This window comes from Streptosporangium carneum (genome assembly GCF_027922005.1).
Lineage (GTDB): Bacteria > Actinomycetota > Actinomycetes > Streptosporangiales > Streptosporangiaceae > Streptosporangium > Streptosporangium carneum.
Window position 1 is genome coordinate 264,629 of record NZ_BSEV01000005.1, and the last position, 23,857, is coordinate 288,485.

21 protein-coding genes and 1 pseudogene are annotated in these 23,857 nt (G+C 69.7%); 14 read left to right on the plus strand and 8 right to left on the minus strand.

Going from position 1 to position 23,857, the window contains the following annotated elements:
- The first annotated feature begins 6 nt into the window (after positions 1-6).
- The 9 genes from PKF00_RS14665 (at position 7) to PKF00_RS14705 (ending at position 9,379) form a co-directional block, all read left to right on the plus strand.
- Entirely contained in the window at positions 7-936 is a 930-nt protein-coding gene (locus PKF00_RS14665) for an SDR family NAD(P)-dependent oxidoreductase (RefSeq protein WP_271218043.1), read from the plus strand.
- Entirely contained in the window at positions 933-2,174 is a 1,242-nt protein-coding gene (locus tag PKF00_RS14670) for a metal-dependent hydrolase family protein (RefSeq protein WP_271218044.1), read from the plus strand. Before PKF00_RS14665 ends, PKF00_RS14670 begins: the two co-directional genes overlap by 4 nt.
- A complete protein-coding gene (locus PKF00_RS14675; RefSeq protein WP_271218045.1) occupies positions 2,171-3,334 on the plus strand; it encodes an acetyl-CoA acetyltransferase in 1,164 nt (387 codons plus the stop codon). The genes PKF00_RS14670 and PKF00_RS14675 overlap by 4 nt, the downstream gene beginning before the upstream one ends.
- Before the next feature lie 26 nt (positions 3,335-3,360).
- Positions 3,361-3,756, plus strand: coding sequence for a Zn-ribbon domain-containing OB-fold protein (locus PKF00_RS14680; RefSeq protein ID WP_271218046.1), 396 nt, complete (start codon positions 3,361-3,363; stop codon positions 3,754-3,756).
- On the plus strand, positions 3,753-4,352 hold the full coding sequence (locus PKF00_RS14685) for a GNAT family N-acetyltransferase (protein ID WP_271218047.1): 600 nt from the start codon (positions 3,753-3,755) through the stop codon (positions 4,350-4,352). Before PKF00_RS14680 ends, PKF00_RS14685 begins: the two co-directional genes overlap by 4 nt.
- Positions 4,349-5,101, plus strand: a complete 753-nt coding sequence (locus PKF00_RS14690) for a maleate cis-trans isomerase family protein (protein WP_271218048.1) — start codon at positions 4,349-4,351, stop codon at positions 5,099-5,101. Before PKF00_RS14685 ends, PKF00_RS14690 begins: the two co-directional genes overlap by 4 nt.
- A gap of 158 nt (positions 5,102-5,259) precedes the next feature.
- The gene (locus PKF00_RS14695) at positions 5,260-6,681 is read left to right on the plus strand and encodes an FAD-linked oxidase C-terminal domain-containing protein (protein WP_271218151.1); all 1,422 of its coding nucleotides are present in this window, start codon (positions 5,260-5,262) and stop codon (positions 6,679-6,681) included.
- On the plus strand, positions 6,681-7,916 hold the full coding sequence (locus PKF00_RS14700; RefSeq protein ID WP_271218049.1) for an FAD-binding oxidoreductase: 1,236 nt from the start codon (positions 6,681-6,683) through the stop codon (positions 7,914-7,916). Before PKF00_RS14695 ends, PKF00_RS14700 begins: the two co-directional genes overlap by 1 nt.
- 185 nt (positions 7,917-8,101) lie before the next feature.
- Positions 8,102-9,379: a (Fe-S)-binding protein gene (locus PKF00_RS14705; protein WP_271218050.1), complete on the plus strand. Its 1,278-nt coding sequence runs from the start codon at positions 8,102-8,104 to the stop codon at positions 9,377-9,379.
- A gap of 94 nt (positions 9,380-9,473) precedes the next feature.
- On the opposite strand, the gene PKF00_RS14710 is transcribed toward PKF00_RS14705, so the two are convergent.
- The gene (locus PKF00_RS14710; RefSeq protein ID WP_271218051.1) at positions 9,474-11,429 is read right to left on the minus strand and encodes an FAD-dependent monooxygenase; all 1,956 of its coding nucleotides are present in this window, start codon (positions 11,427-11,429) and stop codon (positions 9,474-9,476) included.
- 173 nt (positions 11,430-11,602) lie between these two features.
- Between PKF00_RS14710 and aceB the strand changes: the two genes are divergently transcribed.
- Complete coding sequence (gene aceB / locus PKF00_RS14715) at positions 11,603-13,219, plus strand: malate synthase A (protein WP_271218052.1); 1,617 nt, start codon at positions 11,603-11,605, stop codon at positions 13,217-13,219.
- Positions 13,216-13,335 carry a carotenoid oxygenase family protein gene (locus PKF00_RS14720; protein ID WP_271218053.1) on the plus strand — a complete coding sequence of 40 codons (120 nt, stop codon included), beginning with the start codon at positions 13,216-13,218 and terminating at the stop codon, positions 13,333-13,335. Before aceB ends, PKF00_RS14720 begins: the two co-directional genes overlap by 4 nt.
- A gap of 228 nt (positions 13,336-13,563) precedes the next feature.
- Here the strand turns inward: PKF00_RS14720 and PKF00_RS14725 are convergent, their stop codons facing one another.
- The 5 genes and pseudogenes from PKF00_RS14725 to PKF00_RS14745 form a co-directional block, all read right to left on the minus strand.
- Positions 13,564-13,776: a DUF397 domain-containing protein gene (locus tag PKF00_RS14725; protein ID WP_271218054.1), complete on the minus strand. Its 213-nt coding sequence runs from the start codon at positions 13,774-13,776 to the stop codon at positions 13,564-13,566.
- Positions 13,764-14,262: pseudogene (locus tag PKF00_RS14730) on the minus strand (DUF5753 domain-containing protein). The gene PKF00_RS14725 and the pseudogene PKF00_RS14730 overlap by 13 nt, the downstream one beginning before the upstream one ends.
- 6 nt (positions 14,263-14,268) lie before the next feature.
- Positions 14,269-14,613 (minus strand): helix-turn-helix domain-containing protein, encoded by a 345-nt coding sequence (locus PKF00_RS14735; protein WP_271218056.1) that lies wholly within the window; start codon positions 14,611-14,613, stop codon positions 14,269-14,271.
- Positions 14,614-14,980: 367 nt separating this feature from the next.
- A complete protein-coding gene (locus PKF00_RS14740; RefSeq protein WP_271218057.1) occupies positions 14,981-16,612 on the minus strand; it encodes an SIR2 family protein in 1,632 nt (543 codons plus the stop codon).
- 629 nt (positions 16,613-17,241) lie between these two features.
- On the minus strand, positions 17,242-17,700 hold the full coding sequence (locus PKF00_RS14745) for a nuclear transport factor 2 family protein (RefSeq protein ID WP_271218058.1): 459 nt from the start codon (positions 17,698-17,700) through the stop codon (positions 17,242-17,244).
- A gap of 95 nt (positions 17,701-17,795) precedes the next feature.
- Between PKF00_RS14745 and PKF00_RS14750 the strand changes: the two genes are divergently transcribed.
- Positions 17,796-18,374 carry a TetR/AcrR family transcriptional regulator gene (locus PKF00_RS14750; RefSeq protein ID WP_271218059.1) on the plus strand — a complete coding sequence of 193 codons (579 nt, stop codon included), beginning with the start codon at positions 17,796-17,798 and terminating at the stop codon, positions 18,372-18,374.
- Positions 18,375-18,399: 25 nt separating this feature from the next.
- On the opposite strand, the gene PKF00_RS14755 is transcribed toward PKF00_RS14750, so the two are convergent.
- Entirely contained in the window at positions 18,400-20,604 is a 2,205-nt protein-coding gene (locus PKF00_RS14755) for a GmrSD restriction endonuclease domain-containing protein (protein WP_271218060.1), read from the minus strand.
- A gap of 489 nt (positions 20,605-21,093) precedes the next feature.
- Here PKF00_RS14755 and PKF00_RS14760 point away from each other — a divergent pair, with 489 nt between their 5' ends.
- Positions 21,094-21,417 carry a hypothetical protein gene (locus PKF00_RS14760; protein WP_271218061.1) on the plus strand — a complete coding sequence of 108 codons (324 nt, stop codon included), beginning with the start codon at positions 21,094-21,096 and terminating at the stop codon, positions 21,415-21,417.
- Positions 21,418-21,771: 354 nt separating this feature from the next.
- Here the strand turns inward: PKF00_RS14760 and PKF00_RS14765 are convergent, their stop codons facing one another.
- The gene (locus PKF00_RS14765) at positions 21,772-22,641 is read right to left on the minus strand and encodes a glycoside hydrolase family 19 protein (RefSeq protein WP_271218062.1); all 870 of its coding nucleotides are present in this window, start codon (positions 22,639-22,641) and stop codon (positions 21,772-21,774) included.
- Positions 22,642-23,066: 425 nt separating this feature from the next.
- Here PKF00_RS14765 and PKF00_RS14770 point away from each other — a divergent pair, with 425 nt between their 5' ends.
- Positions 23,067-23,843 (plus strand): DUF2267 domain-containing protein, encoded by a 777-nt coding sequence (locus PKF00_RS14770; RefSeq protein ID WP_271218063.1) that lies wholly within the window; start codon positions 23,067-23,069, stop codon positions 23,841-23,843.
- Positions 23,844-23,857 lie beyond the last annotated feature (14 nt).

Sequence of the window (23,857 nt, forward strand, 5' to 3'; positions counted from 1 at the left end):
GGCCCAGTGTCCGCACTCGCCGGTCGCGTCGCGATCGTCACCGGTGCCGGCCGCGGTCTCGGCCGGGCCCACGCGCTGCTCCTCGCCAGGCTCGGCGCCGCCGTCGTGGTCAACGACCTGGGCGGAGACGTGCACGGCACCGGCCAGGACACCACCCCGGCCCTGCAGGTCGTGGACGAGATCCGCCACGCGGGCGGCCAGGCCGTCGCCAGCGGCCACGACGTCGCCGACTGGGCCCAGGCGGCGGCCCTCGTCGACCTCGCCGTCACGACCTTCGGCGACCTGCACGTCCTGGTCAACAACGCGGGCATCCTCCGGGACCGGACACTGGCCAGGATGAACGAGGCCGAGTGGGACTCGGTCGTCCGCGTCCACCTCAAGGGCCACGCGGCCCCGACCGCCCACGCCCTGGCCCACTGGCGGCGGCGGGCCGGGGAAGGCGTCAGGCCGGACGCCTCCGTCATCCACACGACCTCGGTCGCGGCCTTCACCGGCAACGTCGGCCAGGCCAACTACGGCGCGGCGAAAATGGCCATGCTCGCCCTGTCGCGCTGCGTCTCGCTGGAGGCGGGCCGCCACGGCGTGCGCTCCAACGCGATCTCACCCGGGGCGCGCACGCGCATCACCGAAGGCATGGGGACGGCCGAGGTCGCCGAGGGGGCCTTCGACCCCGCCGACCCGGCCAACGTCTCCCCCCTGGTGGCCTGGCTCGCCCAGGCGGGCTGCCCCGCGGACGGCCAGGTCTTCCACTGCTCCGGCGAGGAGATCCTCGTCGTCGACATGCCCAGGGCCGTCGCCAGGCTGCGAACCGAGGGGCGGTGGACCCTTGCCGACCTGGACCGCAGGCTTCCGGACGCACTCCGTACCCCGCCCGCCCTGGACGACTTCCTCGGCGGCGCCGAACCCGCGCGAGGCGAGACGGAGGCAGACCGATGAGAACCCTCTACACCGGAGCGGCCGTCTTCGACGGCACCGGGGCGCTCCCCGCGCCCGCCGACGTCGTGGTCGACGGCGACCGCGTCGTGGAGGTCGGCCCCGGTCTCGACGGCGACATCCGCGTCGACCTGACCGGGACCGTCCTGCTGCCCGGCTTCGTCGACTGCCACGTCCACGTCACCGTCGACGGCGTCGACATCCTCAAGCAGCTCGCGGCCCCCTACTCGCTGCGCTACTACCAGACCGCGCGCAACCTCGGCGACCTGCTGGACGCCGGGCTGACCACCGTGCGCGACGCGGGCGGGGCCGACCTGGGAACCAAGGTCGCGGTGGACACCGGCGTGGTGCGCGGCCCCAGGCTGCGGATCGCCGTCACCATGCTCAGCCAGACGGGTGGCCACGCCGACGCCTGGCTGCCCTCGGGAAGCTGTGTCCCGGTGCTGCCGGTCACGCCCGGCGCGCCGCGGCCGGTGGTCGACGGCCCGGACGAGATGCGCCTGCGGGTCCGTGAGCTGGTGCGGGCCGGAGCCGACTGGATCAAGGTGGCCGCCTCGGGCGGGGTCATGTCACCCCGTACCGACCCGCGCCGGGCCCAGTTCTCCCCCGAGGAGCTGCGCGTCGCCGTCACCGAGGCCGCCGCCGCCGATCTCGGGGTCATGGCGCACGCGCAGGGCGGCGAGGGCATCCGCAACGCCGTACGCGCCGGGGTCCGCTCGATCGAGCACGGGATCCACCTCGACGACGAGTTGATCGAGATGATGTGCGAACGGGGCACCGTCCTGGTCCCGACCCTGCTCGCCCCGCACAGCGTCCTGTCCGCCGCGGCCTCGGGCGCCGCCTTCAGCGAGCAGTCCCGGCGCAAGGTCGCCGAGATCGTCGAAGCGCACGCCGACTCCTTCCGCAGGGCCGTCGCCGCCGGGGTGACCGTCGCCATGGGCACCGACGCGATCGGCTACCCGCACGGCCGCAACCTGGAGGAACTCGACCTCATGCGGGCCGGGGGGATGACCCCGTACGGCGCGCTGCATGCCGCGACCGGCGCCGCGGCCGCACTGCTCGGCCTGGCGGACGACCTGGGCACGATCGCCCCGGGCAAACGCGCCGACCTGGTCGCCCTCCGTGGCGACGTCACCGACCTGACCGGCCTGCGGGACCGGATCGCCCTCGTGGTCAAGGACGGCCTACCGGTCGCCGGGCCACTCACGCACGAGGCTCACCAAGAAAGAAGGACCGCATGACCCGCACCGTCTGGGACAGGCACGGTGTGCACATCGCCGGTGTCGCCGAGACCGCGCTCGGAGAGGTGCACGGCCAGACCGAACTGTCGATGTTCGCCGCCGCCGCCCGGGAGGCGCTCTCCGAGGCGGGGATGACCCTGCGCGACGTGGACGGCCTGTTCGTCAACTACATGGGGGAGGAGGGCACGGTCCAGGTCGGCGAGTACCTCGGCGTCACCGCGCCGCGCTACGTCGACTCCACCGACATCGGCGGCGCCGCGTTCGAGGCGTTCGTGCATCACGCCATGCTCGCCGTCGCCGAGGGGCGCTGCGAGGTCGCGCTCATCGGCTACGCCTCGCGCCAGCGCACCCGCCGCGCCCGCAGCGTCGGCGGCGGCGCGGTGGACACCGACAGCCTGGCCGCGCAGTTCCAGTCGCCGTACGGCCTGCCCGCCCCCATCGGCCACTACGCGATGATGGCCGCCCGGCACATGCACCAGTACGGCACGACCCCCGAGCAGCTCGCCGAGGTCGCCGTCGCGGCCCGCTCCTGGGCCCGGCTGAACCTCAAGGCCTGGTCCCGCGATCCGCTCACCGTCGAGCAGGCCCTGGCCGGCCGGATGATCTCCACCCCGCTCCGGCGCAGCGACTGCTGCCTGGTCACCGACGGCGGCGCGGCCGTCGTCGTCACCACCGCCGAGCGCGCCCGCGACGCGCGAAAGCCCTCGGTGCGCGTGCTCGGCGCGGGCGAGAGCCAGACCCACTGGCACCTGGCCAGCATGCCCGACATGACCGTCACAGCCGGAGCGGTCTCCGCCCGCGAGGCGTTCGGCATGGCCGGAATCACCGCGGCCGACGTGGACGTGCTCCAGCCCTACGACTCCTTCACGATCACCGTGCTGCTCGCCCTGGAGGACCTGGGCTTCTGCGCCAAGGGCGAGGGCGGCGCCTTCGTCGCGGACGGCCGCCTCGCCCCCGGCGGCGCCCTGCCCGCCATGACCTCCGGCGGCGGCCTGTCCTACAACCACCCGGGCGCCCTCGGCGCGCTGCTGCTCGTCGAGGCCGTACGGCAGGTGCGCGGCGAGGCGGGCGACCGGCAGGTGCCAGGCGCCGAGATCGCCGTCGCCCACGGCGTGGGCGGCTACAACTCCACCGCCTCCACGGTGGTCCTGGCCAGATGACAACGGACGAAAGGCGGAAGAGCCCCATGACCGAGGCGTACGGCGACGCCGTCACCGCCCCCTTCTGGGCGGCGGCGGGACAGGAGCTGCTGCTGCAGCGGTGCGACTCCTGCGGCGCCCACCAGTTCTATCCCAGGCCGTTCTGCCTGGCCTGCGACCACGACGGGCTGAGCTGGACGCCCGCGAGCGGCACCGGCGTGATCTACTCGCGCACCGAGGTCCGGGTCAAGGTGCGGCCCGAGCTGGTCCCGCCGTACACCGTGGCCGTCGTCGCCCTCGCGGAGGGCCCCCGGATGACCACCCTCGTCGTCGGCGACGACGGCGAGCCAGGCCCCACCTGTGAGATCGGCGACGCCGTCGAGGTGGCCTGGATGCCCCGAACCGATGCCCCGCCCCTGCCCGTCTTCCGGAGATCCGCATGAGCACCGTACGTCCCTTCCAGCCCGGCGACACCGCCCAGACGGCCCTCACCATGGCCAGGGCCTTCGCCGACTACCCCTACACCCTGTGGACCGTCCAGGCCGAGGACCGGCACGAGCGGCTGCGCGGGCTCTACACCCTTTTCGTCGCCGAGTTCTCCGCGAGCCTCGGCGGGGTCTGGGTCACCGACGACTGCGCCGCCGTCGCCTCCTGGCTCCCGCCCGGTGTCGTCGGTCCCGACGAGGCGTTCCAGGAACGCCACGGGGCGACGATCGTGGAACTGATGGGCGACCGGCTGCCCGCCGCCATGGCCGCGGCGGAGATCGTCGACCCGATGCGGCCCGCCGAACCGCACTGGTACCTCGCCTCCATGGGCACCCACCCCGACTGGCAGAACCGGGGCCTCGGCAGCCGGGTTCTCGAACCGGTGCTCAGCCGGTGCGACGCCGAGGGGGTTCCCGCCTTCACCGAGACCGCGACCGAGGCCAACGTGCGCTTCTACCGCAGAGCCGGATTCGACGTCGTCGCGGAGGCGGAACTCCCCGACGGCGGCCCGCGGCTCTGGTTCCTGTACCGCAGGCCGGAGGGGAGCCGGTGAGCGCCCACCGGGTGGGCCTGATCGTGCCCAGCTCCAACATCACCATGGAGACGGAGATCCCCGAGCTCCTGCGGCGCAGGACGGCCCTCCACCCCGAGGACGTGTTCACCGTGCACGGCAGCCGGATGCGCATGCGCCGCGTCACCGCCGAGGAACTGCGCCGCATGGACGCCGAGGCCGACCGCTGCGTCACCGAACTGGCCGACGCCCGCTGCGACGTCTACGCCTACGCCTGCCTGGTCGCCATCATGGCCGCGGGCCCCGGCTACCACGACGCCGCGGAGAGGCGCCTGACCGGGGTCGCCGCCGACGCGGGCGGGCCCGCCCCGGTCGTCTCCAGCGCCGGGGCCCTGCTCGCCGGGCTCGACGTGCTCGGCGCGCGCACCGTCGCCATGGTCACGCCGTACCTGCCGGAACTGACCGACCTGGTACGCGGCTACCTCGAAGGTCACGGCGTCACGGTGCGAGACGCCCTCAGCCTGGGCGTCGCGGACAACCTCGCCGTCGGCTGCCTCGACCCGGCGAGCCTGCTCGACCACTACCGCAGGCTCGACCTCTCCGGGTGCGACGCGCTGGTGCTGTCCGCCTGCGTGCAGATGCCTTCGCTCCAGGTGATCCAGCGAGTCGAGGACGAGGTCGGCATCCCGGTGCTCAGCGCCGCGACCGCCACCGCGCACGCGCTGCTCACCTCCCTCGGACTGGCCCCGGTCGTGCCGGAGGCCGGGGCCCTCCTCGCGGGGTGCGGGTGACCGTCCCCGCGGGGCGAGTCCCCGGCCCCGGCGCCCGCGGTGGGGAACCCGCGTCCGGGGCCGCGGGTTCCGGGGCCGCGGGTTCCGGGGGCGGCCCGCGCCCTCGGGAGGCCGGCCAGACGGCCGGGGCCCGCGCCGTCGCCCGCGCCCTGACCGGTGTGCTCCCCGCGGAGGCGATCCTCACCGACCCCGCCAGGCTGCGCACCTACGACTGCGACGGGCTGAGCCACCTGCGGGTCACGCCCGGCCTGGTCGTGCTGCCCGAGACCACCGCCCAGGTGCGCGCGGCCGTACTGGCCTGCGCCGAGGCGGGGGTCCCGTTCGTGGCGCGCGGCGCGGGCACCGGTCTGTCCGGCGGTGCGCTGCCGGTCGCGGACGGGGTCGTCATCGCGCTGACCCGCATGCGGCGCATCCTGCGCGTCGACCCGGCCGACAAGGTCGCCGTCGTCCAGCCGGGAGTGGTCAACACCGAGATCAGCGCCGCCGCCAGGCCGTACGGCCTCTACTTCGCGCCCGACCCCTCAAGCCAGACCGTGTGCACGATCGGCGGCAACGTCGCGGAGAACTCCGGCGGAGCCCACTGCCTCAAACACGGTTTCACCGTGAACCACGTCCTGGCCGCCACCGTCGTGCTCCCCACAGGGGAGGTCGTCGAACTCGGAAGCCAGGCCCCCGACCCCGTCGGATACGACCTGCTCGGCGTCTTCGTCGGAGCCGAGGGCACCCTCGGGATCGCCACGGAGATCACCGTACGGCTCACCCGGGCTCCCCTGGCCGTGGAGACCCTCCTGGCCGGGTTCCCCGGCGTCGAGCCGGCCGCCGCGACCGTCTCCGCCATCGTCGCCGCGGGCGTCGTGCCCGCCGCCGCCGAACTCATGGACGCCCTCGCCGTCGAGGCGGCCGAGGCCGCGGTCGGCTGCGGGTACCCGCCCGGCGCCGGAGCGGTCCTGCTCGTCGAGCTCGACGGCCCGCGGGCCGAGGTCGCCGGCGCCCTGGCCGAGGTCGAGGAGCTGTGCCGCCGGCACGGCGCCTTCGACCTGCGCCGGGCCCGTGACGAGAGCGAACGGGCCGCCCTGTGGCGCGGCCGTAAATCGGCCTTCGCCGCGGTCGGCCGGATCAGTCCCGACTACTACGTCCAGGACGGCGTCGTGCCCCGCACCGTGCTTCCCGAGGCGCTCCTGCGCATCGGCGCCCTCGCGGAGCGGGCCGGGCTGCGCGTCGCCAACGTCTTCCACGCGGGCGACGGCAACCTGCACCCCCTGGTCCTCTTCGACGCCGCGGTCCCCGGCGCGGCCGAGGCCGCGGAGCGCCTGGCCGGCCGGATCCTCGGCGTCTGTCTCGACCTCGGCGGCTCCATCACGGGCGAACACGGCGTCGGGGTGGAGAAGATGGCCTACCTGGCCCACCAGTTCTCCCGCGACGACCTCGACGTCATGCAGTTCCTCCGCTGCGCCTTCGACCCGGCCGCGCTCGCCAACCCCGGCAAACTCTTTCCCACCCCGCGGCTGTGCGGCGAACCCCCAGGCCCCCGCCGCGGCGCCCATCCGCTCCAAGACGCGGGCCTGGCGGAGCTGTACTGATGCCCCTCACCGACGCGGTCCGGCGTGACCTGCACGCCCTCCCCGATGTGGCGGTCGTCCCCGGCGACCCGCCGACCGTCCTGCCCACGACCGTTCAGGCCCTCGCCGCCGTCCTCGGCCACGCCGGGGACTTCACCGTGGCCGTCGTCGGCGCCCGCACCTCGGTCGCGCCCGGCGAACCGTGGACGGCCGCCGACGTCGTGATCGACACCGGCCGCCTGGACGCCCTGCTCTCCTACGACCCGGGAGAGCTCGTGGTGCGGGCCCAGGCGGGGATGCCCCTCGCCCGTCTCCAGCGGACACTCGCCGAGCACCGCCAGCGACTCGCCCTCGACCCCGAGCACGACCGGGGCACCCTCGGCGGCGTCGTCGCCACCGGTGCCTACGGCCCCCTCCGGCTGCGGCACGGCACCGTACGCGACCAGCTCCTCGGGGTCACCGCCGTCCTCGCCGACGGCCGCGTCGCGCGCGCGGGCGGCAACGTCGTCAAGAACGTGGCCGGATACGACCTGGGCAAGCTCTACACCGGGAGCCTCGGCACCCTCGGCGTCCTGGCGGAACTCGCCTTCCGGGTCGCCCCGCTGCCGCCCGCTCACCGCTGGCTGGCCGTCCCCTGCGGCCTGCCCGCCGCCGTCGACCTGGCCAGGACGGTCGACGAGGCCGCGCTCGAACCGGCCGCCGCGCAGTGGTACGGCCCCGGCGAAGGCGGAGGGGAGCTGTGGCTGCTCTTCGAGGGGACACCGGCCGCGGTCGAGGACATCCTCGGCCAGGCCCGCGCGCTGGCGGCTCCCTTCGCCACCGGCGCCCCGCGAAGCCACGCGGCCCACACCCGCCCGGTTCCCCCGGCGACCGCGGACACGTCCGCCAGGCTCCGGCTCGCCGCCCCGCTCTCGCGCCTGGCCGACCTCGTACGCCACACCGTGGCCCGCTGTGCCCGCCTCCCCGAGGCGGTGTGGACCGAAGCGGCCGTCGGCGTCGGCGTCGCCACCCTGTCTCTTCCTGTGTCCCTCCCGGCAGGCCCCTCCTCGGGCTGGGAGGAGGCGCTGAAGGAGGTCCGAGACCTGGCCGCGCCGTACGGGGGCAGCGTGGTCGTGGACACCGGCCCGGGGGCGGCGCGTCTGCCCGCCGACCCCTGGGGCTCGCCGCCGGACGCCGTGGCCCTGATGCGCGCGGTCAAGGACCGGTTCGACCCCCGGCACCGGCTCAACAGGCACCGATTTCTGGAGGGACTGTGACCTCGTCGCCAACGCCGTTCCCACCCGGTTCCCAGCCCGGGGATCCAACGCCGTTCCCATCCGGTTCCCAGCCCGGGGATCCAACGCCGTTCCCATCCGGTTCCCAGCCCGGGGATCCAACGCCGTTCCCGCCCGGTTGCCAGCCCGGGGAGGCGTCCGCGGAACACCCGCCGCGCTCGCCGTCCGTGCCCGCGCCGGGCGCGGCGCACGCGGCGGCCTCCGGAGGCGGTGACCCGAGCGGATGGCTGGCCGACTGCGTGCACTGCGGCTTCTGCCTGCCCGCCTGCCCGACCTACATCCTTGACTCCGCGGAACCCGACTCCCCCCGGGGCCGTATCCAGCTCATCGGCCAGATCCTCGACTCGGGCACCGTCTCGCCCGTTCAGGCCGGGCACCTGGACAACTGCCTCGGCTGTCTCGCCTGCCTGCCCGCCTGCCCGTCGGGCGTACGGTACGACAGGCTGATCGAGCACGCGCGGGAACGGGTGGAGGAGGAACATCCCCGTCCGTGGCGGGAACGGGCACAGCGTGCCCTCGTGTTCGCGCTGTTCCCGCATCCGCGAAGGCTCCGCCTGGTCCGCCCGCTGCTGTGGCTGTACCAGCGTCGTCTCTCAGGGCTCGTCTCCCGGTTCCTGCCCGCGGCCGTACGTGAGATGGCCGCTCTCGCCCCCGAGGTGACCGGTCTCACCTGGACCCCCGTCGCCGAGACCGTGCCCGCGGCGCAGCCCCGGCGCGCCGTCGTCGGCCTGGTCGCCGGGTGCGTCCAGCGCGTCTTCTTCCCCGGTGTGAACCAGGCCACGGCAGAGGTGCTGGCAGCCGAGGGCTGTGAGGTGCGCACCCCCGCCGCCCAGGGATGCTGCGGGGCCCTCAGCGCCCACGCCGGACGCCTTGAGGAGGCCCGCCGCTTCGCCCGCGACCTGATCGGGACCTTCGAGAGCGCGGGGGTCGACGTCGTCGTCGTCAACGCGGCCGGCTGCGGCGCGGCCATCAAGGAGTACGGTCACCTGCTGGCCGACGATCCCGCCTGGGCGGCGCGGGCCACCCGCTTCGCGGCCAAGGTCCGCGACGCCGCCGAATGGCTCGTCGAGATCGGCCCGCGGGCCGCCCGCGTCCCCGTGGGACTCAGCGTCGCCTACCAGGACGCCTGCCATCTCAGGAACGGCCAGGGCGTCATCGCCCAGCCCCGTGCCCTGCTGAGCGGCATCCCCGGCCTTGACCTTCGTGAGGTCGCCGAGCCCGGAGTCTGCTGCGGGTCCGCCGGGATCTACAACCTCCTGCAGCCCGGCACCGCCTCCCGCCTCGGCCACCGAAAGGCGGAACACGTACGGGAAACCGGCGCGGAGGTCCTCGCCACCGCCAACCCCGGCTGCGCCATGCAGATCCGCCAGGCCCTGCGCGACTCCGGCTCCGAGGTGCGGGTCATGCACGTGATGGAACTGCTCGCCCTCAGCATCCGCGGGTAGGGGACCCGGCCCCGCGGGTGGTGGGATCCGCCGATCCCACCACCCGCCTACGGACGCCGGGCCGTCTCACCCCCGCCATGGGAAGCCCGGGACGTCAAGCCGGTCCGCGACCCGAGGCGGCCGAGGTGACGGGCCAGCACTCGGCCAGGTCCGCCTGGCCCGCCACCACGGCGGTGCGGAGATGTTCGGTACGGGCGGATCCGTCGCCCACGAGGGTGGCCACCGAGGCCAGTGCCCGGATCTCTTCGGCCAGCGCGGCCAGAGCCAGTTCGGAGGCGGGGGTCCTGGGCTGCTCCGGCGCGTGGAGGAGACGCACGAGGTTCGCTCCGGCGGCCTTCAGCTCCCGGGCCCGGGCGACGACGGCCGGGAAGGTTCCGGAGCGCACGGTGAGAGCGACACCGCGCAGCGGGGTGGCGGTGGCCTGGATCACGGCGGCCAGGTCCGCCGGTGAGGCCTGGTCCGAGGCCTGGTCCGAGGCCTGGTCCGAGGGCTCGTCCGAGGGCTCGTCCGAAGCCTCGGACATGACCGGGCAGGTGTACTCGACATAGCCGAAACCAGCCTCGGCGGCGGCCTTGGCCAGGGTGGTGTCGACGGGAAGCCGCACTCCGGCGAGCGCCTCGGTGTAGGTGGTGACGAAGTCGGCGAGTCCGGAAAGGGCGGTCCAGTCGAGGGTGTCGGCCGAGACGGAGGCCAGGTCGGCGACGACGAGCCCGGCGCCGGCCAGGGCGAGGCCGCCGAAGAGGGTGAGATCGCGTTCGTGGCGGGCCGCCGAGCCCGCGGGGGCGAGAGGCCGGGTGACGACGACGCGGGTGGGCAGCGTACGGTCGGCGATCCGTACCGGGGTGCACAGGGGGTCGGCCCCCGCGTTGAGGGGAAGGTCGACCTCGGCGGCGGTCGCGTCGGTGAACCAGCGTTCGACGTCGCGGGCGAGGCGGGGATCGGCGGCGCGCAGCCGGTCGTAGGACAGGGCCCCGGTCCGGGTCAGCCACTGGAAGGCGAGCTGGCTGGGGGCGCGGTTCATGCGCTGCCCGAAGGTCTCCCACCAGATCTGGCTGGCTCTGGCCCGTGCCTGAAGGTGTTCGACGGCGGGGCGGCGTTCGGCCTCGTAACGTGCGAAAGCCGTACCGGGGTCGGGTTCGGCGACCAGGCAGCGGGCGAGCACGACCGCGTCCTCCATGGCCAGGGTGGTGCCCGAGCCGACGGAGAAGTGGGCGGTGTGGGCCGCGTCGCCGACGAGGACGACGTTGCCCGCGCTCCAGCGCGCGCAGTCGACGTTGCGGAAGTTCGCCCAGCGTGACCTGTTGCCGAGCAGTGGGCGGCCTTCGAGGTCGGCGGCGAACAGCCGCTCCAGGTACCGCTTGCTGCGCAGGTCGGTGCCGTCGGAACCAAGGGGCGCGTCGGGCCGGTCGAGCCCGGCGCGGCGCCAGGTGTCCTCGTCGGTTTCGACGAGGAAGGTCGCCATGCCCGGCGCGTACGGGTAGGCGTGCGCGGCCCACGCGCCGTGCTCGTCGGCGGCGAAGCTGAAGGTCATCCCGGCCAGTCCGAGTTCGGCGCCCAGCCAGATGTACTTGGCGCGGCCGAGCCCGTCGGTCACCCCGAACTCGGGGCCGAGCGCGGTCCGGGTGGCGCTGTTCGCGCCGTCGGCGGCCACGATCACGTCGGCGTCGACCTCGCCGAGTTCGACGGTGGTGCCGTGTTCGAGGGTGACTCCCACCGCGAGGGCCTGCTCGCGCAGGATGTCGAGCAGTGCGGCGCGCGCGATGGCGGTTCCGCCTCGCGGGCCCCATCGCACGTCGGCGCCGTGGTGACGCAGTGAGATGCCGTGACCGACCACTCCGGCCTCGACGATGCGACGCTGTGTTTCGAGGTCGGCCTCGGCCAGCGCCGCGACGGTGCGGTCCGCGAGGCCGATGCCGAAGCCGAAGGTCGAGCCTGGAGCGTCCCGCTCGTAGACCGTCACCTGCCAGGACGGGTCTGCCCGACGCAACAGCCGGGCCAGGAACAGGCCGGCCGGGCCGCCGCCCAGACAGGCCAGGGTGCGATTGCCCATGGAGCTCCTTAGTCTTACGTTGAATATTCTACGCAACCGTAAATCGAGTCGTCGTGCGGGCGCAACGGGCTCTTCGGGGCGACATCTCGGTGGATCCTTCCGATGCGTTAAATATTAGACTAACCTGTCAGAAATTCGCGCGGGATCGCCCGTCCGATCCACAGGGAGGTCTCATGACCACGTCCACTGACACCCCGCCGCCCGGCGTCCGGGTCGCCGGCCCCCCGGTAGCGGGTGCCGGAGAGGTGCTGACCGGCCCGGCCCTGGCGTTCGTCGCCGAACTGCACCGCAGGTTCGCCCCCGTCAGGAACGAGTTGCTGGCCGCGCGTGCCGTACGGCGGGCGAAGATCGCCGCCGAGGGGCGGTGTGACTTCCTGCCCGAGACCGCCGGTGTGCGGGCAGGGGACTGGCGCGTGCCACCTCCCCCCGCCGACCTGGCCGACCGCCGCGTGGAGATCACCGGCCCGGCCGAGCGCAGGATGACCGTCAACGCGCTGCGCTCCGGGGCCAAGGTCTGGCTCGCCGACTTCGAGGACTCCCTCGCCCCCCGCTGGAGCAACGTGATCGCCGGTCAGATCAACCTCTCGGCCGCGATCGCCAGGGACATCGACGAGGAGATCGACGGAAAGCGCTACGAGCTGCCCGAGGGCCCGCTGGCCACGATCGTGATGCGTCCCCGGGGCTGGCATCTCGACGAGCGGAACCTGGAGATCGACGGTGAGCCCGCGGTCGCCGCTCTCGTCGACTTCGGCCTCTACTTCCTGCGCAACGCGCACACCCTCCTCGAACGGGGCAGCGGCCCTTACTTCTACCTGCCCAAGCTCGAAAGCCACCGCGAGGCCGCGCTGTGGAACGAGGTCTTCCTCGCCGCCCAGGCGGCCCTCGGCCTGCCCGCCGGGACGATCCGTGCCACGGTGCTGATCGAGACGATCACCGCCGCGTTCGAGATGGACGAGATCCTGCACGCCCTCGGTCCGCACGCCGCCGGGCTCAACGCCGGACGCTGGGACTACCTGTTCTCCATCGTCAAGACGTTCCGCGACGCGGGCGCGGCCTTCGTGCTGCCCGACCGTAACACCGTCACCATGACCGCGGGCCTCATGCGGGCCTACACCGACCTGCTGGTCGCCACCTGCCACCGCAGGGGGGCGCACGCCATCGGCGGCATGTCGGCCTTCATCCCCTCACGGCGTGATCCGGAGGCCAACCGGATCACGCTGGACCACGTGCGCGCCGACAAGCGGCGAGAGGCGGGTGACGGGTTCGACGGCTCCTGGGTGGCCCACCCCGACCTGGTGCCCGTCTGCCGCGAGGTCTTCGACGAGACCCTCGGGGACCGCCCCAACCAGCTCGGGCTGCAACGCCGGGCGCGGATCACCGCCGACCAGCTTCTCGACGTGCGCTCGGCGGGTGACCGTTTCACCCGGGCGGGCCTCGACAACGCCGCCGACGTGCTCCTTCGCTACCTCGCGGCCTGGCTCGGCGGCAGCGGCGCGGTCGGCATCCACAACCTCATGGAGGACGTCGCGACCGCCGAGATCTGTCGTTCGCAGCTGTGGCAGTGGCGCCACAACGCGGTACGGCTCGACGACGGCGTCACCGTCACCGCGCACGTGCTGACCCGCGCTCTCGACGAGCGTCTGGCCGTGATCCGCGAGGAGCTCGGCGAGGCCGCGTACGCCGCGGGCCACTGGAGCGCGGCACGTGAACTCGCCGGCGGGCTCGTCCTGTCCGACGACTACGCCGATTTCCTCACCCAACCGGCCTACCCCCTGCTCACCGAGGGGTGAGCAAAGGCTCGCGCCTGCTCGCCCCGGACGCCGCCGACCTGGACTTCGTGGCGTCGGTCCAGCTCCCGCGCCGCGTCCCGGCGGGTTTCCACGGCAACTGGCTCCCCGACCTCTGACGGATCGGGAGCCGCCGGTGTGGTCGTCTCTGCCGGCGGCAGGATTCGAAGAGGAACGAGATGTCCATCCCGCCGACCGGCTCCGTCGAGCCGGTCGGCGGCCGATTGGGATGAGCGGGGTCGTCCCGCTCACCTGCAGTTAACTTTTAGTTCTGCGTCATCCTGTCGCGTGAAACCAAAGTTACGTTGGGGCAGGGAGAATCTCCCGCCCGGCAGAGGGCGCGTCCTCTAGCCGAATGCGCCGTTCCTGATGACTTCGACGAAGGCGTTCCACCCGGCGGGGGTGAGGATCAGGGCGGGGTCGGAGGTGTCCTTGCTGTCGCGGACGCCTCGGTGTCCGCCGGTCAGCGTGGCGACCTCGACGCAATCCCCGCCATCGCTTCCAGACAGGGTGGACTTGCGCCAGGTGGCCGTGTCGACCTCTCGGATCAGCTCATCCATTTCTGTGTCGCCTCCTTGAGCAGCTCCACTGATTCGCGCTGCGGTGCCGCCTCGGCGCGGATTCCCTCGTACCTGAACGTCAAGGCGCTGACATCCTCCGGGCGCTCCGTCACCCTCCCCAGAAGTCCGGCGGATTCGATGTATGCCGTGTCGGCCATCCCCTGAGTCTGCGCTATAACGAATCCGCCGAGAAGACCTGGAGTGGAGCGTGCGCTGAAAGGGAGGACCTGAATGGTGATTCGGGGCGTCTGGGCGAGCTCGACAAGGCGCTCAAGCCGCGCGGACATGACGGCGGGGTCTCGATGGGGCGGTAAGGATCCCCTCGTCGAGGACCACCCAGAGCATGGGAGGGTTGACGTGGGTGAGCAGATTTTGGCGCTCCAAACGAGTGGCCACCTGCTTCTCCACCTCCTCCGGCCCTGCTCCAGGCTCACCGCTGAGAATGACCCTGGCGTACTCCTCTGTCTGGAAGAGACCGGGAACCATCAACGGTTACCAGGTACGCAGAGCGTCCGCTGTGGCCTCGACGTCGAGCCAGGGTCTGAACCACATGGGCGCCGCCGAGTGACTGACCATCGGCCACAGGCGCAGCAGAGCCCCCTCCGCCTCTAGGGCCTCGTCGCAGAACCTGGCGAACTCCTCCGACGGCGCCCGCTGCGCCGTCTCGATCGTGCTGATCGTGCCCACGGAATAGGGGATGTGTTTCGCCAGTTGCAGCTGGGACCAGCCTCGGACCCTACGGAGTCGTCGCAGCTCGAAGCCGAAGAGCGCGGTCGGGGAGCCAGACGGGTGGAGATCACTTTCCTTTGGCGTCGGACCTTTGGGGGAGCCTTTCATCAGGCTTTCGGAAGGGTTTCCCTAAAGCGCTTAATGACGATGCGAAGTCAATCAACTACTTACCATAGTCGAAGCTTGGCGTGGTGGGGAGGGGCGGTCAAGGTCGAGCTCTTCGGGTGGGTGAAGCCGTGAGGTCAGTGGGTGGGGAGCCAAAGGTGCTCGGAGAGATCGGCCTGGCCGGTGTCCATGAGTTCGTCGCGCAGGCACCGGCGCCGGAAACCACCACGAACAGGGTGAGGACGTGTGGTCACCGCGCTAAGCGTTCGGAGACGCGTCGTTCTTCGGGGGGCAGGGGGCGCAGGGCGGCCAGGAGGTGAAGGAGTTACCCGGTCGCCATCGCCTCTAAGGCTGAGTCATCCATTCCGATTTACTGTCGATTTGCTACAGGTAGAAAATCTGAAAGCTCTCCGTTTCTGATGAGACGTTCCGTGATTAATGATCCAAAGCCCACCATTGCAGTTAAGGCGAACTTCTTCAACCCGCCTTTGAAGCCTGTGTCTTCGAGAATTGGGATAGCATCGGCCAGTATGCTCTCAGGGTTGTACCCCACGGCGATACGGGCATCGTCAAGTGCTGCATCGTACTGTTGTTGTGCTATTCGGGAGAGCCCTCGGATCTCGTAAGGAACGGCCTCGCCGATGACAGGAGGAGGTGTGCTGTACTCATGGGAGGTTATCGCATCCGATGCGAGCGACACAGCCTTCCTATAATCAAGGCTGATGTAGCTTATTATGGCGCGAGCGATCAAAACGGGGCTTGCGTCTGCTCCCAGCTCAGCTGCTCTTGCCATTTCACTGTCGGCCTCTTTGATGTTTCCCTCGCCGAGGAGTGCCAGTCCAAGACCATAGTGGGCTTCGGGTGATTCAGGAAGAAGTTCCTTCGCCCTGCGGAACTCCTCCACTGCTTTTTTGAAGTCCAGTTTGTCGAACAGTAGGTCCGAGCCGCACGCTTCGTGCGCCTCTCCCAGCCGCCGATCAAGATCAAAGGGGTATCTCGAGCCCCTCTTTTTCATACTCTCGAGGGTCGTCACCAGGCCGCTGTAATCCTCTGCGGAGTCCGCATCAAGGAACGCCCGCACCGGATTTCCCGGCTCGGCTGTCTCTCTGATGAGGTAGTCAAGGAGAACGGCGATTTGGTCGTACATTCCCGGTGGGTGCCATATGGGGCGGATATTGTGGTCGGAAAGGAACCTGGAGCGGTTCCGTGCGGCTTCGTCCTCGGCGGGGCGTTCGACGACCGCGAAATGGCAGTGAGGATCACTGCAGGTTTCGGTGAGTACCTTCACTACGCGGTCGTTCGAGAGGGAGCAGCCAATGAAAAGAACGGAATTTCCAGAGAATAGATGGCGCAGCAGCTGGTAAAGAGTGTTGGGAGCGTTCGGGTCGTGGTTCTCTCTAGAGTTGTACTGACGATCGTATTCGGCCACCGTGAGAACCCGGTCCGACTCGTCGAGCACGTCACCATGGATCTTCAGGAGAATGTGAAACCGTTCGAACAGTGCGCGCTTGAAGATCATTGATCGATTCCCCCACGCGAGGAGGTCGAACGGGTTCCCCGAGACCTTGTATGTATCTTCGATCACGTGATCGAAATTCGTCGTCACCATTGGGCCATGGAAAAGTGGGGGGAGGTATTCTACGGCGGTTATATTTCCTGGGTGACGAGCTTTGTTGGGGCAGAATGCATCGTACACAAGGTCTTCGAACCTACGGAACCCCAAGGCTTGCTGTAGAATCTCGGCAGCTCTTTCGTAGCCACAGGAATTAGAGTCGTGGTTGTCGATCAGAGTGGACACTTCCCCCTCTTTGTCAGCTTCTTGTGCGAGGTTCTTCAGGAAGTCCGTCCAGCCCTGATATTCGTAAGGAACGGTTAATCCAGCTCCGATGAACGGTACGATTCCGCGTCGAGAGCGTATGGTTTCGGCCAGTTTTTTGACGGTATCTTTGTTCCCCGCATAAGTGATGATGTCTTCATCATCGCGAGTGATGGGGTCAGCCATGATCTGCCTCCCAAAATCACTTCTATTTATGCTCTCTCCCTCGATGGGTGGATGTCAAGCAGAGACCTGCTCTCTGTGTGGTGATTTATCGTGGAGGTCTGGCTATAAATCGTTCTTTACATTTCGCTTGACTTTTTCCCGGCCTGATGGACTCGGATCCCCGCCCTGCCCGGCTCGGGTGCCTTCCTGGGGGTTTTTAAACATCGCTGATCTTTAATTCGCTTTGACGCAGCCTTGGACCCTGGCTCTACGGCGATTGTTCTATGAGAGGCCACACTTACGTCTTTGCGCCTCGATGGCCCTCGCGTCGGGCTTGGTGGCCCGGTGCGCAGGTGCCTGGTTCGACCAACCGCTCCGCTTGAGCGGCCCCCATGCTCCGGTGGAGAAGGTGCGATGGATGGAACACCCAGCCGATCGCCCGCCGGACCCGTGTGAAGGGATTAACGCTTGGCCGACGTCCGGAGGCCCGCAAGTCCTTGCTGCCTGCGCATCGGTATGGCCGGGGGTGAAGATCGGTGACGAGTAATCGTACTTTTTCTCGCTCGGCTCGTTGTCATGAGGTAAGTCAGTCGCCTTGTACATACCTCATGACGGAGGCATGCAGCCGCAAACAAGCGCTTTCACTTGGTTTAGGCGTCCGAGGGGGTGAAGTGCAGGGCTGCCAGAAGGTCGGGCAGCCGGCCGGTCGCCGTGGCCATCGCCAAGGTGTCCTGGTACTCGCGCCAGTGCGCGATCTGGCCGTCGCGGACCCTCAGCACGCCGATGAAGGGGGCGCTGGACCGGTGACCGGTGACCGGGTCTACGCCGGACAGCTCGTACTCGGTGATGATCACGTCGGCGTCGGCGGTCTCGTGGACCACGACCTCGCCCAGCTCCAGTTGGAACGGCAGGGCGGCCCGGCCGGAGCGGGCGAAGGCGAGGAACTGCTCGCGGCCCACGAAGCGGCGCGGCCTGCCGGGCGGGGCGAACGGCGTCTCGACGACGACGTTCTCGGCCCACAGGTCGTCGGTGAGGAAGTCGCCCTCCCCGGACATCCCCCGGTGAAGGCGCTCGAGCACCTCGCGTGGACCGGCGGCGGTTGAGGTCATCGCGGTTACCTCCAGCGAACGGCACTAAGATGAGTGGACACTCACTTTGGCGAAAATAATGAGTCGCCACTCATCTTGTCAACGGAGCGCCGACCATGACCCCGACCGACGACCCGACACCGCTGCGCGCCGACGCCCGGCGCAACCGGGAGCGCATTCTCGCCGCCGCCGAGGCCGTCTTCGCCGAACGGGGCCCCTCCGCCTCGACCGAGGAGGTCGCCGCGCGGGCGGGCGTCGCGATCGGCACCGTCTTCCGGCACTTCCCCACCAAGAACGACCTGCTCGGCGCGATCGTCAAAACCTTCATGGCACGGCTCACCGAGGAGGCGGACGCCCTCGCGGATCACGGTGACCCGCGGACGGCGCTGTTCACGTTCTTCACCCGGATGGTCGAGGAGGCGGCGGCGAAGAGGACGGTCGTCGACCTGCTGGCGGGAGCCGGAGTCGACATGGGAGTCGCCAAGCCCGTTCAGACCTTCCGGGAGGCGATCGGGACGCTGCTCGCCCGCGCCCAGGGGGCCGGCGCGGTACGCCAGGAGATCCGCCCGGACGAGGTGGTCGCCCTGCTCACCGCGGCCTGTCAGGTGGCGCTGCAGGCCGGATGGGACCCCGGCCTGCGCCGCCGTACCCTGAAGATCATCTTCGAAGGCCTGCGCCCGAAGGACGACGGCTGACAGGCGAGGGGCGTGGACGTTCTCTTCAAGAACCGGTGGAAGACAGGCGCAGGGCCTCGTCGCGGATGTCCTTCAACTGGACCGGTGCGCCGTGGCGCTCCATCCGCCAGACGATCCATCCCTTGCAGGCCTTGGTCCCGGCCAGCGCGTTCCCGGCGGCCATGAGGGTGGCGAAGCGCTCGCCGGTGGCCAGCCGGATCATCCCGTCCGCCTCGACGGTGGCGTGGTGGGTCTTGTTCCGCACCTTGCGGAAGATCGTCGTGCCGGCGGGGACGGCTCCGTTCCAGACCAGGGCCGCGAGGTCGACATCGGGCCGGGGAGGAGGGGGAGGCGGGAGCGGTGGAGGCGTGGGTCCGGGCGCGGGCGCGGGTGCGGGTGGGGGAAGCACGAAGCCGAGGCGCCCGGGATTCCAGATGTCCTCGCAGAGACGCCGATAGAGGCGCTGGCGTTGCTGGATCTGTTCGAGACCGAAGGTCGGGCACGGGAGGAACATCTCCTCCAGGCCCTCCCGTCTGATGTAGTTGACGAACGGGGCGTTGCGTTCGAGGCTCTGCGGATGCAGGGAGGCGGCGAGCCGGTTCTCGGCGTAGTAGTGCTTGAGTTTGCGGTCGTAGGGGTCGTCGCCGAAGCTGGCGTTGACGGACTTGGGCAGGAGCAGCAGCGCGCCGAGCCGGTTGCGCCAGACGCCGAACTCCTCCTCGCTCGCGACGATCGACGCGTATCTCCCAGGGTGGTTGGCCCAGATGTGCTCGATCTCGCAACCCTGCAGATAGTCGCCCTCGTCACCGACGCCGCCGCACTCCCGCTCCACGTGTGCGGTCATCCTGGCGAGAAGGTAGCGGACGAAGCGCCGGTTGTTCGCCCGCAGCCCGAAGGACCCAAGCTCCCGGAAGTCGTGTTCCAGCCGGGTGACCCTGCGTCCGAGGAGTGAGGCGATGTCCGAGACCGTACGGCACCGCCGCAGGGAGGGGATCAGCCGGTGCACGATCTCGTCCAGGTCGCGGCGCTGCACGGGGAAGTTGTCGGCGCACCGCCGTACGTAGACGAGATCGAGGAAGGCGGCGACCAGCGAGCACTTCTCGAAGGACACGCGCTCGGGATCCTCGGGGGAGATGACCGCCAGGAGGAGCACGAACTGGTTGTCGATGCCGTTGTAGCCGTTGAAGAAGACGGGGGCGAGGTCGGCCCTGAACTCCAGGCGCGCGCGCAGGACGGCTCGGTAACGTTCCGCCACGGCTGTCAGTCTTCTGATGAACTCCCGGGCCCCGGCCGCGCGGTCGATGCCGAGACGGCTCTCGTTGCGCAGAACCCACTCGTGGAAGGCCTTGTCGATCTTCTCCAGATCGGTGGATCCCTCCTGGAACGAGGCGTGCCGCGCCAGGAGGTAGGAGCGCACGTAGGCGCTGGGCACGTTCGCCTCCGGGGCGTACGGCTCCGCCGCGGTGAGATGGGCGAGCATGTCGGCCCAGGCCCTGCCGAACTCCTGGCGGGACGGCTCGTCAAGCCGCCTGAACAGGTGCCCCTTGAGAAGGTCCACGTGGTTGGGTCGCAGACCTCGGTCGTTCATGGAGACGAAGATCTCGCGGCCGTTCTCCTGGTTGAGCGCCTGGATGCCCACCAGGCAGACCCGGTCGAGCAGCCACTGGACGAAGAAGACCAGCGCCTCCTGGCGCAGTGCCTCGGGGAAGTCCTCGTCGATCTCCCGGCTGCGTTCGTAGAGGTTCCGCGCCGAGAGATGGGCGTTGTCGGGCAGCAGGAAACCGCCGAGATCGTTCCAATTGACGACGAGGGCGTTGAGCAGCTGCGCGCGGGTCAGCTCTTCGGCGGTGCCGACCTTGAAGCTGCGCTTGCCGTGTTTGGCGGTGTAGGTGAGATTCTCCAGCTCCTGGGCGCGGAGCCTTTCCTCCTGATCCTTCAGCAGGTTCGCGAGGTAGATCAGCAGAAGGTGGAGCGTGGTGATCCGCTGTTGACCGTCCACGAGAAACGTGCGGCCCTCGTGCTCGTGGTAGACGTAGGGGCCGAGGAAGTAGGGGGCGTACCGGCTGACCTCGGCGTGCTCGTGCTGGGGGCGCCACTGGGCGAGGAACCTCTCGCCGAGGTCGTCGATCAGAGTCCGGACCTCGCTCCGCGTCCAGGTGTACTCCCGCTGGTAGTAGTCCAGGGCGAAGGAGTTCTCTGCGAAGAGTGTGCGGACGGTTACGCCTGCGCCGTGGATGGGACTGTCCACCATGAAGTCGGGAGTGCCTCTCGTTCGCGGGGGCGGCGGCTCTTCTGAGCCGGTTCATTCCATTTATCACGCGGGGTGGGGGAGCGTTACCGATCTCGCCGAAGTCACCGCTCCGTGCGGCGTGTTCTCCGATGTCCAGCGGGACCGGCCCAACGGCGAGAGCCGCCTCGCCTCGTGGGAGCCGTCCCGCCTTCCCCGGCCGGAGGTGGGTGCTTCCGGCGTGCCGTACGGGTGCCGGAGCGGGGAAGGAAAGTCTGGTTCGGGGCGTGTCTTTTCATGGTGGCGACGGAGAGGATCTTCATTGGGGGATTCTCGGTGTCTTCGGTATTATTTAGGAAAGTTTCCTGTGTAAAACTCCGCCTTGGATGTCGCTGCCTGCTGTTGTTCGTCCCGCTATCGGTGGCGGGCCGTTGAGGTCGAATGGTCCTGCGGGAATCGCCGGCATCGCCGGAACCGGAGGCTCGAAAGCGTTCCCAGCCATTGGAGACAGTCATGTTCCGACGTGTCCTCCCCCTGGGGCCGGCCACGGCCTTGGCCGCCACGGCGTTCCCCGCGCAGGCCGAGATCGTCGAGTCCGTCGACAGTCCTCTCGGCGTCGGCGGGTACCGCGTGGCCAATGTCCATCCCGACGCGTACCTCGGTTTCTACGAGCGAGGCTCCGTCACCTGCCACGCCAACGGCCTGCGCGGGGGACTCGTGCTCAAGGGCGCCGGAGCCCCCTACGCCGCCTGCCGGTTCACGCGCCGGGAGGGGCTGATCGTGGGGGTCAGGGAGAAGCTGCCGGACCATTACCTGGTGTGCGTGATACAGCGCTGAGGTCGTTGTGGGCGTGGGAGCGGATCCACCGCCCCGACGCTCACGCCGGTCGAACGGTCCCGCCGGGCGATCCGTTTCGCTGTCGGCGGCAAGGTGTTGCCCGAGCGGTCCCGCGAGAAACACCGGGAACGCCGGGAGCGCCGGGAACGCCGAAAGTGGAAAGCCGAAATCGTTTCCCGGACCGAAAATGGCTTCTCGTCGGGGAAGCGAGTGTTTCGCGTTTTCTCCCTCGAACCTTCGTCGTTCCTCCGTCTGTTTTTCCCGGCACGGGTCAGAAGGGGTGAATAAATCCAAAGAAAGGGGGCGGCCGATAAGCCGCCCCCTTTCTTGTCATGACATGGCGCCGCCTCGCGGTCAGCAGCTCAGGTTGTCACCGGGGTCGACCCCGAGGATCGCGGAGAACCTCTTGTAGGCGTCGATGCGGCTCTGCACCTGACGGGGGTTGCCGCCGTCGCACTCGAGGAAGCCGTTGATGCTGCGGATCGTCTCGCCGAAGCCCCGGCTGTTGACCATCGCGGTGTGCGGGGTCATCGTGCCGGGACCGTTCTGGGTCATCCAGTACCAGATGCCGGTCATCCAGGCCACCGAGGCCTCGGTCTGCACCAGGTTCGGGTTGTTGAGCAGGTCGATGCCGAGCGCGTCGCCTGCCGCCTTGTAGTTGTAGTTCCAGCTCAGCTGGATCGGGCCGCGGCCGTAGTAGGACGACAGGCCCGCGGGACAGCCGAAGGGCTGCTTGAGGTCGCAGTAGTGGGGGTAGTTCGCGGTGTTCACCTCGACGATGTAGAACAGGCCGGCCGTCTCGTGGTTGATGTTGGCGAGGAAGGCCGCGGCCTCCTGCTTCTTGATGGTGTCGTTGCCGGTCCCGGCGAAGGCGGGGTAGGCGCTCAGCGCGGTGACCAGGCCGTTGTAGGTGTAGAAGGGGTTCCGCTTCGGGAACATCTCGTTGAACTGGGCCTCGGTGACGACGAAGTTCCCCTCGCTGGCCTCACACGCTCCCTGGTCCGTCCAGATGCCGGAGGGGCCGCCGGGGACGTTGTTCTTCGTCCACCACTTCGCCCGCCAGTTGTGGCCGTTGTAGGAGGCGACCAGACCGCCGGCGTATCCCTTGGTCGAGCTCCACTCGGTCGCGCAGATCGGTGCGGTGGCGGCGGAGGCGGAGGCGGGGGACGCCGGGAGCGTGGCCGCCAGCGCACCCGCGAGCGCCATCGCGGAAAGGGATGACATGAAGCGGCTTCTCAGCATTCTTTCACTCCTTCGTACGGTGCAAACCGTACATAAAAACGACAAAAGACCGACCTTGGGGCGGACGGTGACACGGCGGACGGAACTTCAATAGAGGGCGCCGCCGCGGGATTGACGCCAATCAAACGGAATTCGATTTATTACGTCAATAGGTGAACCGCAAAGTTCCGCATAGTGCTCACGGGCGGTCCCGGCGGGGAACCGGGAACCGTCCGGGCGTCGACGATCCCGGCCGTCCGGGAGCGCCCGCCCGCCGTCCCCGCCTCTCCTGTCCGTCTTCTTCGCTCTACTTCGCTCTACGCCGAGTTGACCGGGGCCATTGGTGGCCGATTCGGGATTCGGGGTAGCTGACCAAAAGGAAGACCGGAGCGCATGCGTTGCCCTACGAGCCGGGTGAGGAGCGAGCCGTGGATTACGAGGAGTTCATCGACACCCTGAAGCAGTACGCCGATCTCGGCACCGAGGAGGCGGAGCGCGCCGTGCGCGCGACGCTCGAGACGCTGGGGGAGCGGCTCCCCTACGGCGGGAGCGGGAACGTGCTCCAGCGGTTGCCCGCACGTGTGAAACCGTGGATCCACGCGGGGAGGGATCCCGGGTCCTTCGACGTGGACGAGTTCCTGCGCCGGGTGGCCGAGCGTGAGGAAGTGGACGTCGAGGTGGCCGCACGACACGCGCGGGAGGTCTTCTGGCTGCTGGGAGAGGCGGTGGAACCCGAGGCGGTCGCCGACATGGCGGCCTGCCTGCCGGAGGACTTCGACTCCCTGATCGCCGAGGCGCAGCGGCGTGACGTCCAGATCATGCCGGCGGAGGAGTTCCTCGTCCGGGTCGCGAGCAGGGCCGACCTCGACGCCGCCGCGGCCCACCGCGCCACCGAGGCCGTGCTGGAGACGCTCGCCGAGTGCGTCGCCGCGGGGCGGGCGGAGAATCTGATCGGTGAGCTGGCCGTTCCGCTTCACGAGCCGCTGAAACGGGGCAGGGCCGCGGGCCTTCCCACGAGCGAGTGGATGCCGCTGGACGGCTTCGCCTCCCGCGTGGCCGAACGGCAGGGCGTGCAGCCGGACGAGGGGCGCAGGCAGGTCCAGGCCGTCTTCACCACACTGCGTGAGGCGATCACGGAGAAGGGGTTCCTCGACGTCATGCTCGGGCTCCCCGAGGAGTACCGGACGCTGCTGACCGAAAGCTAGCCGTGGTGGAAGCG

Bases quoted from the DNA above. Each gene is read 5' to 3' on its own strand.
- PKF00_RS14680 (WP_271218046.1), top strand. From the start codon at position 3,361: ATGACCGAGGCGTACGGCGACGCCGTCACCGCCCCCTTCTGGGCGGCG.
- PKF00_RS14710 (WP_271218051.1), bottom strand. From the start codon at position 11,429: ATGGGCAATCGCACCCTGGCCTGTCTGGGCGGCGGCCCGGCCGGCCTG.
- PKF00_RS14755 (WP_271218060.1), bottom strand. From the start codon at position 20,604: ATGGTGGACAGTCCCATCCACGGCGCAGGCGTAACCGTCCGCACACTC.
- PKF00_RS14670 (WP_271218044.1), top strand. From the start codon at position 933: ATGAGAACCCTCTACACCGGAGCGGCCGTCTTCGACGGCACCGGGGCG.
- PKF00_RS14735 (WP_271218056.1), bottom strand. From the start codon at position 14,613: ATGAAAGGCTCCCCCAAAGGTCCGACGCCAAAGGAAAGTGATCTCCAC.
- PKF00_RS14675 (WP_271218045.1), top strand. From the start codon at position 2,171: ATGACCCGCACCGTCTGGGACAGGCACGGTGTGCACATCGCCGGTGTC.
- PKF00_RS14765 (WP_271218062.1), bottom strand. From the start codon at position 22,641: ATGTCATCCCTTTCCGCGATGGCGCTCGCGGGTGCGCTGGCGGCCACG.
- PKF00_RS14750 (WP_271218059.1), top strand. From the start codon at position 17,796: ATGACCCCGACCGACGACCCGACACCGCTGCGCGCCGACGCCCGGCGC.
- aceB (WP_271218052.1), top strand. From the start codon at position 11,603: ATGACCACGTCCACTGACACCCCGCCGCCCGGCGTCCGGGTCGCCGGC.
- PKF00_RS14700 (WP_271218049.1), top strand. From the start codon at position 6,681: ATGCCCCTCACCGACGCGGTCCGGCGTGACCTGCACGCCCTCCCCGAT.
- PKF00_RS14760 (WP_271218061.1), top strand. From the start codon at position 21,094: ATGTTCCGACGTGTCCTCCCCCTGGGGCCGGCCACGGCCTTGGCCGCC.
- PKF00_RS14745 (WP_271218058.1), bottom strand. From the start codon at position 17,700: ATGACCTCAACCGCCGCCGGTCCACGCGAGGTGCTCGAGCGCCTTCAC.
- PKF00_RS14685 (WP_271218047.1), top strand. From the start codon at position 3,753: ATGAGCACCGTACGTCCCTTCCAGCCCGGCGACACCGCCCAGACGGCC.
- PKF00_RS14725 (WP_271218054.1), bottom strand. From the start codon at position 13,776: ATGGATGAGCTGATCCGAGAGGTCGACACGGCCACCTGGCGCAAGTCC.
- PKF00_RS14740 (WP_271218057.1), bottom strand. From the start codon at position 16,612: ATGGCTGACCCCATCACTCGCGATGATGAAGACATCATCACTTATGCG.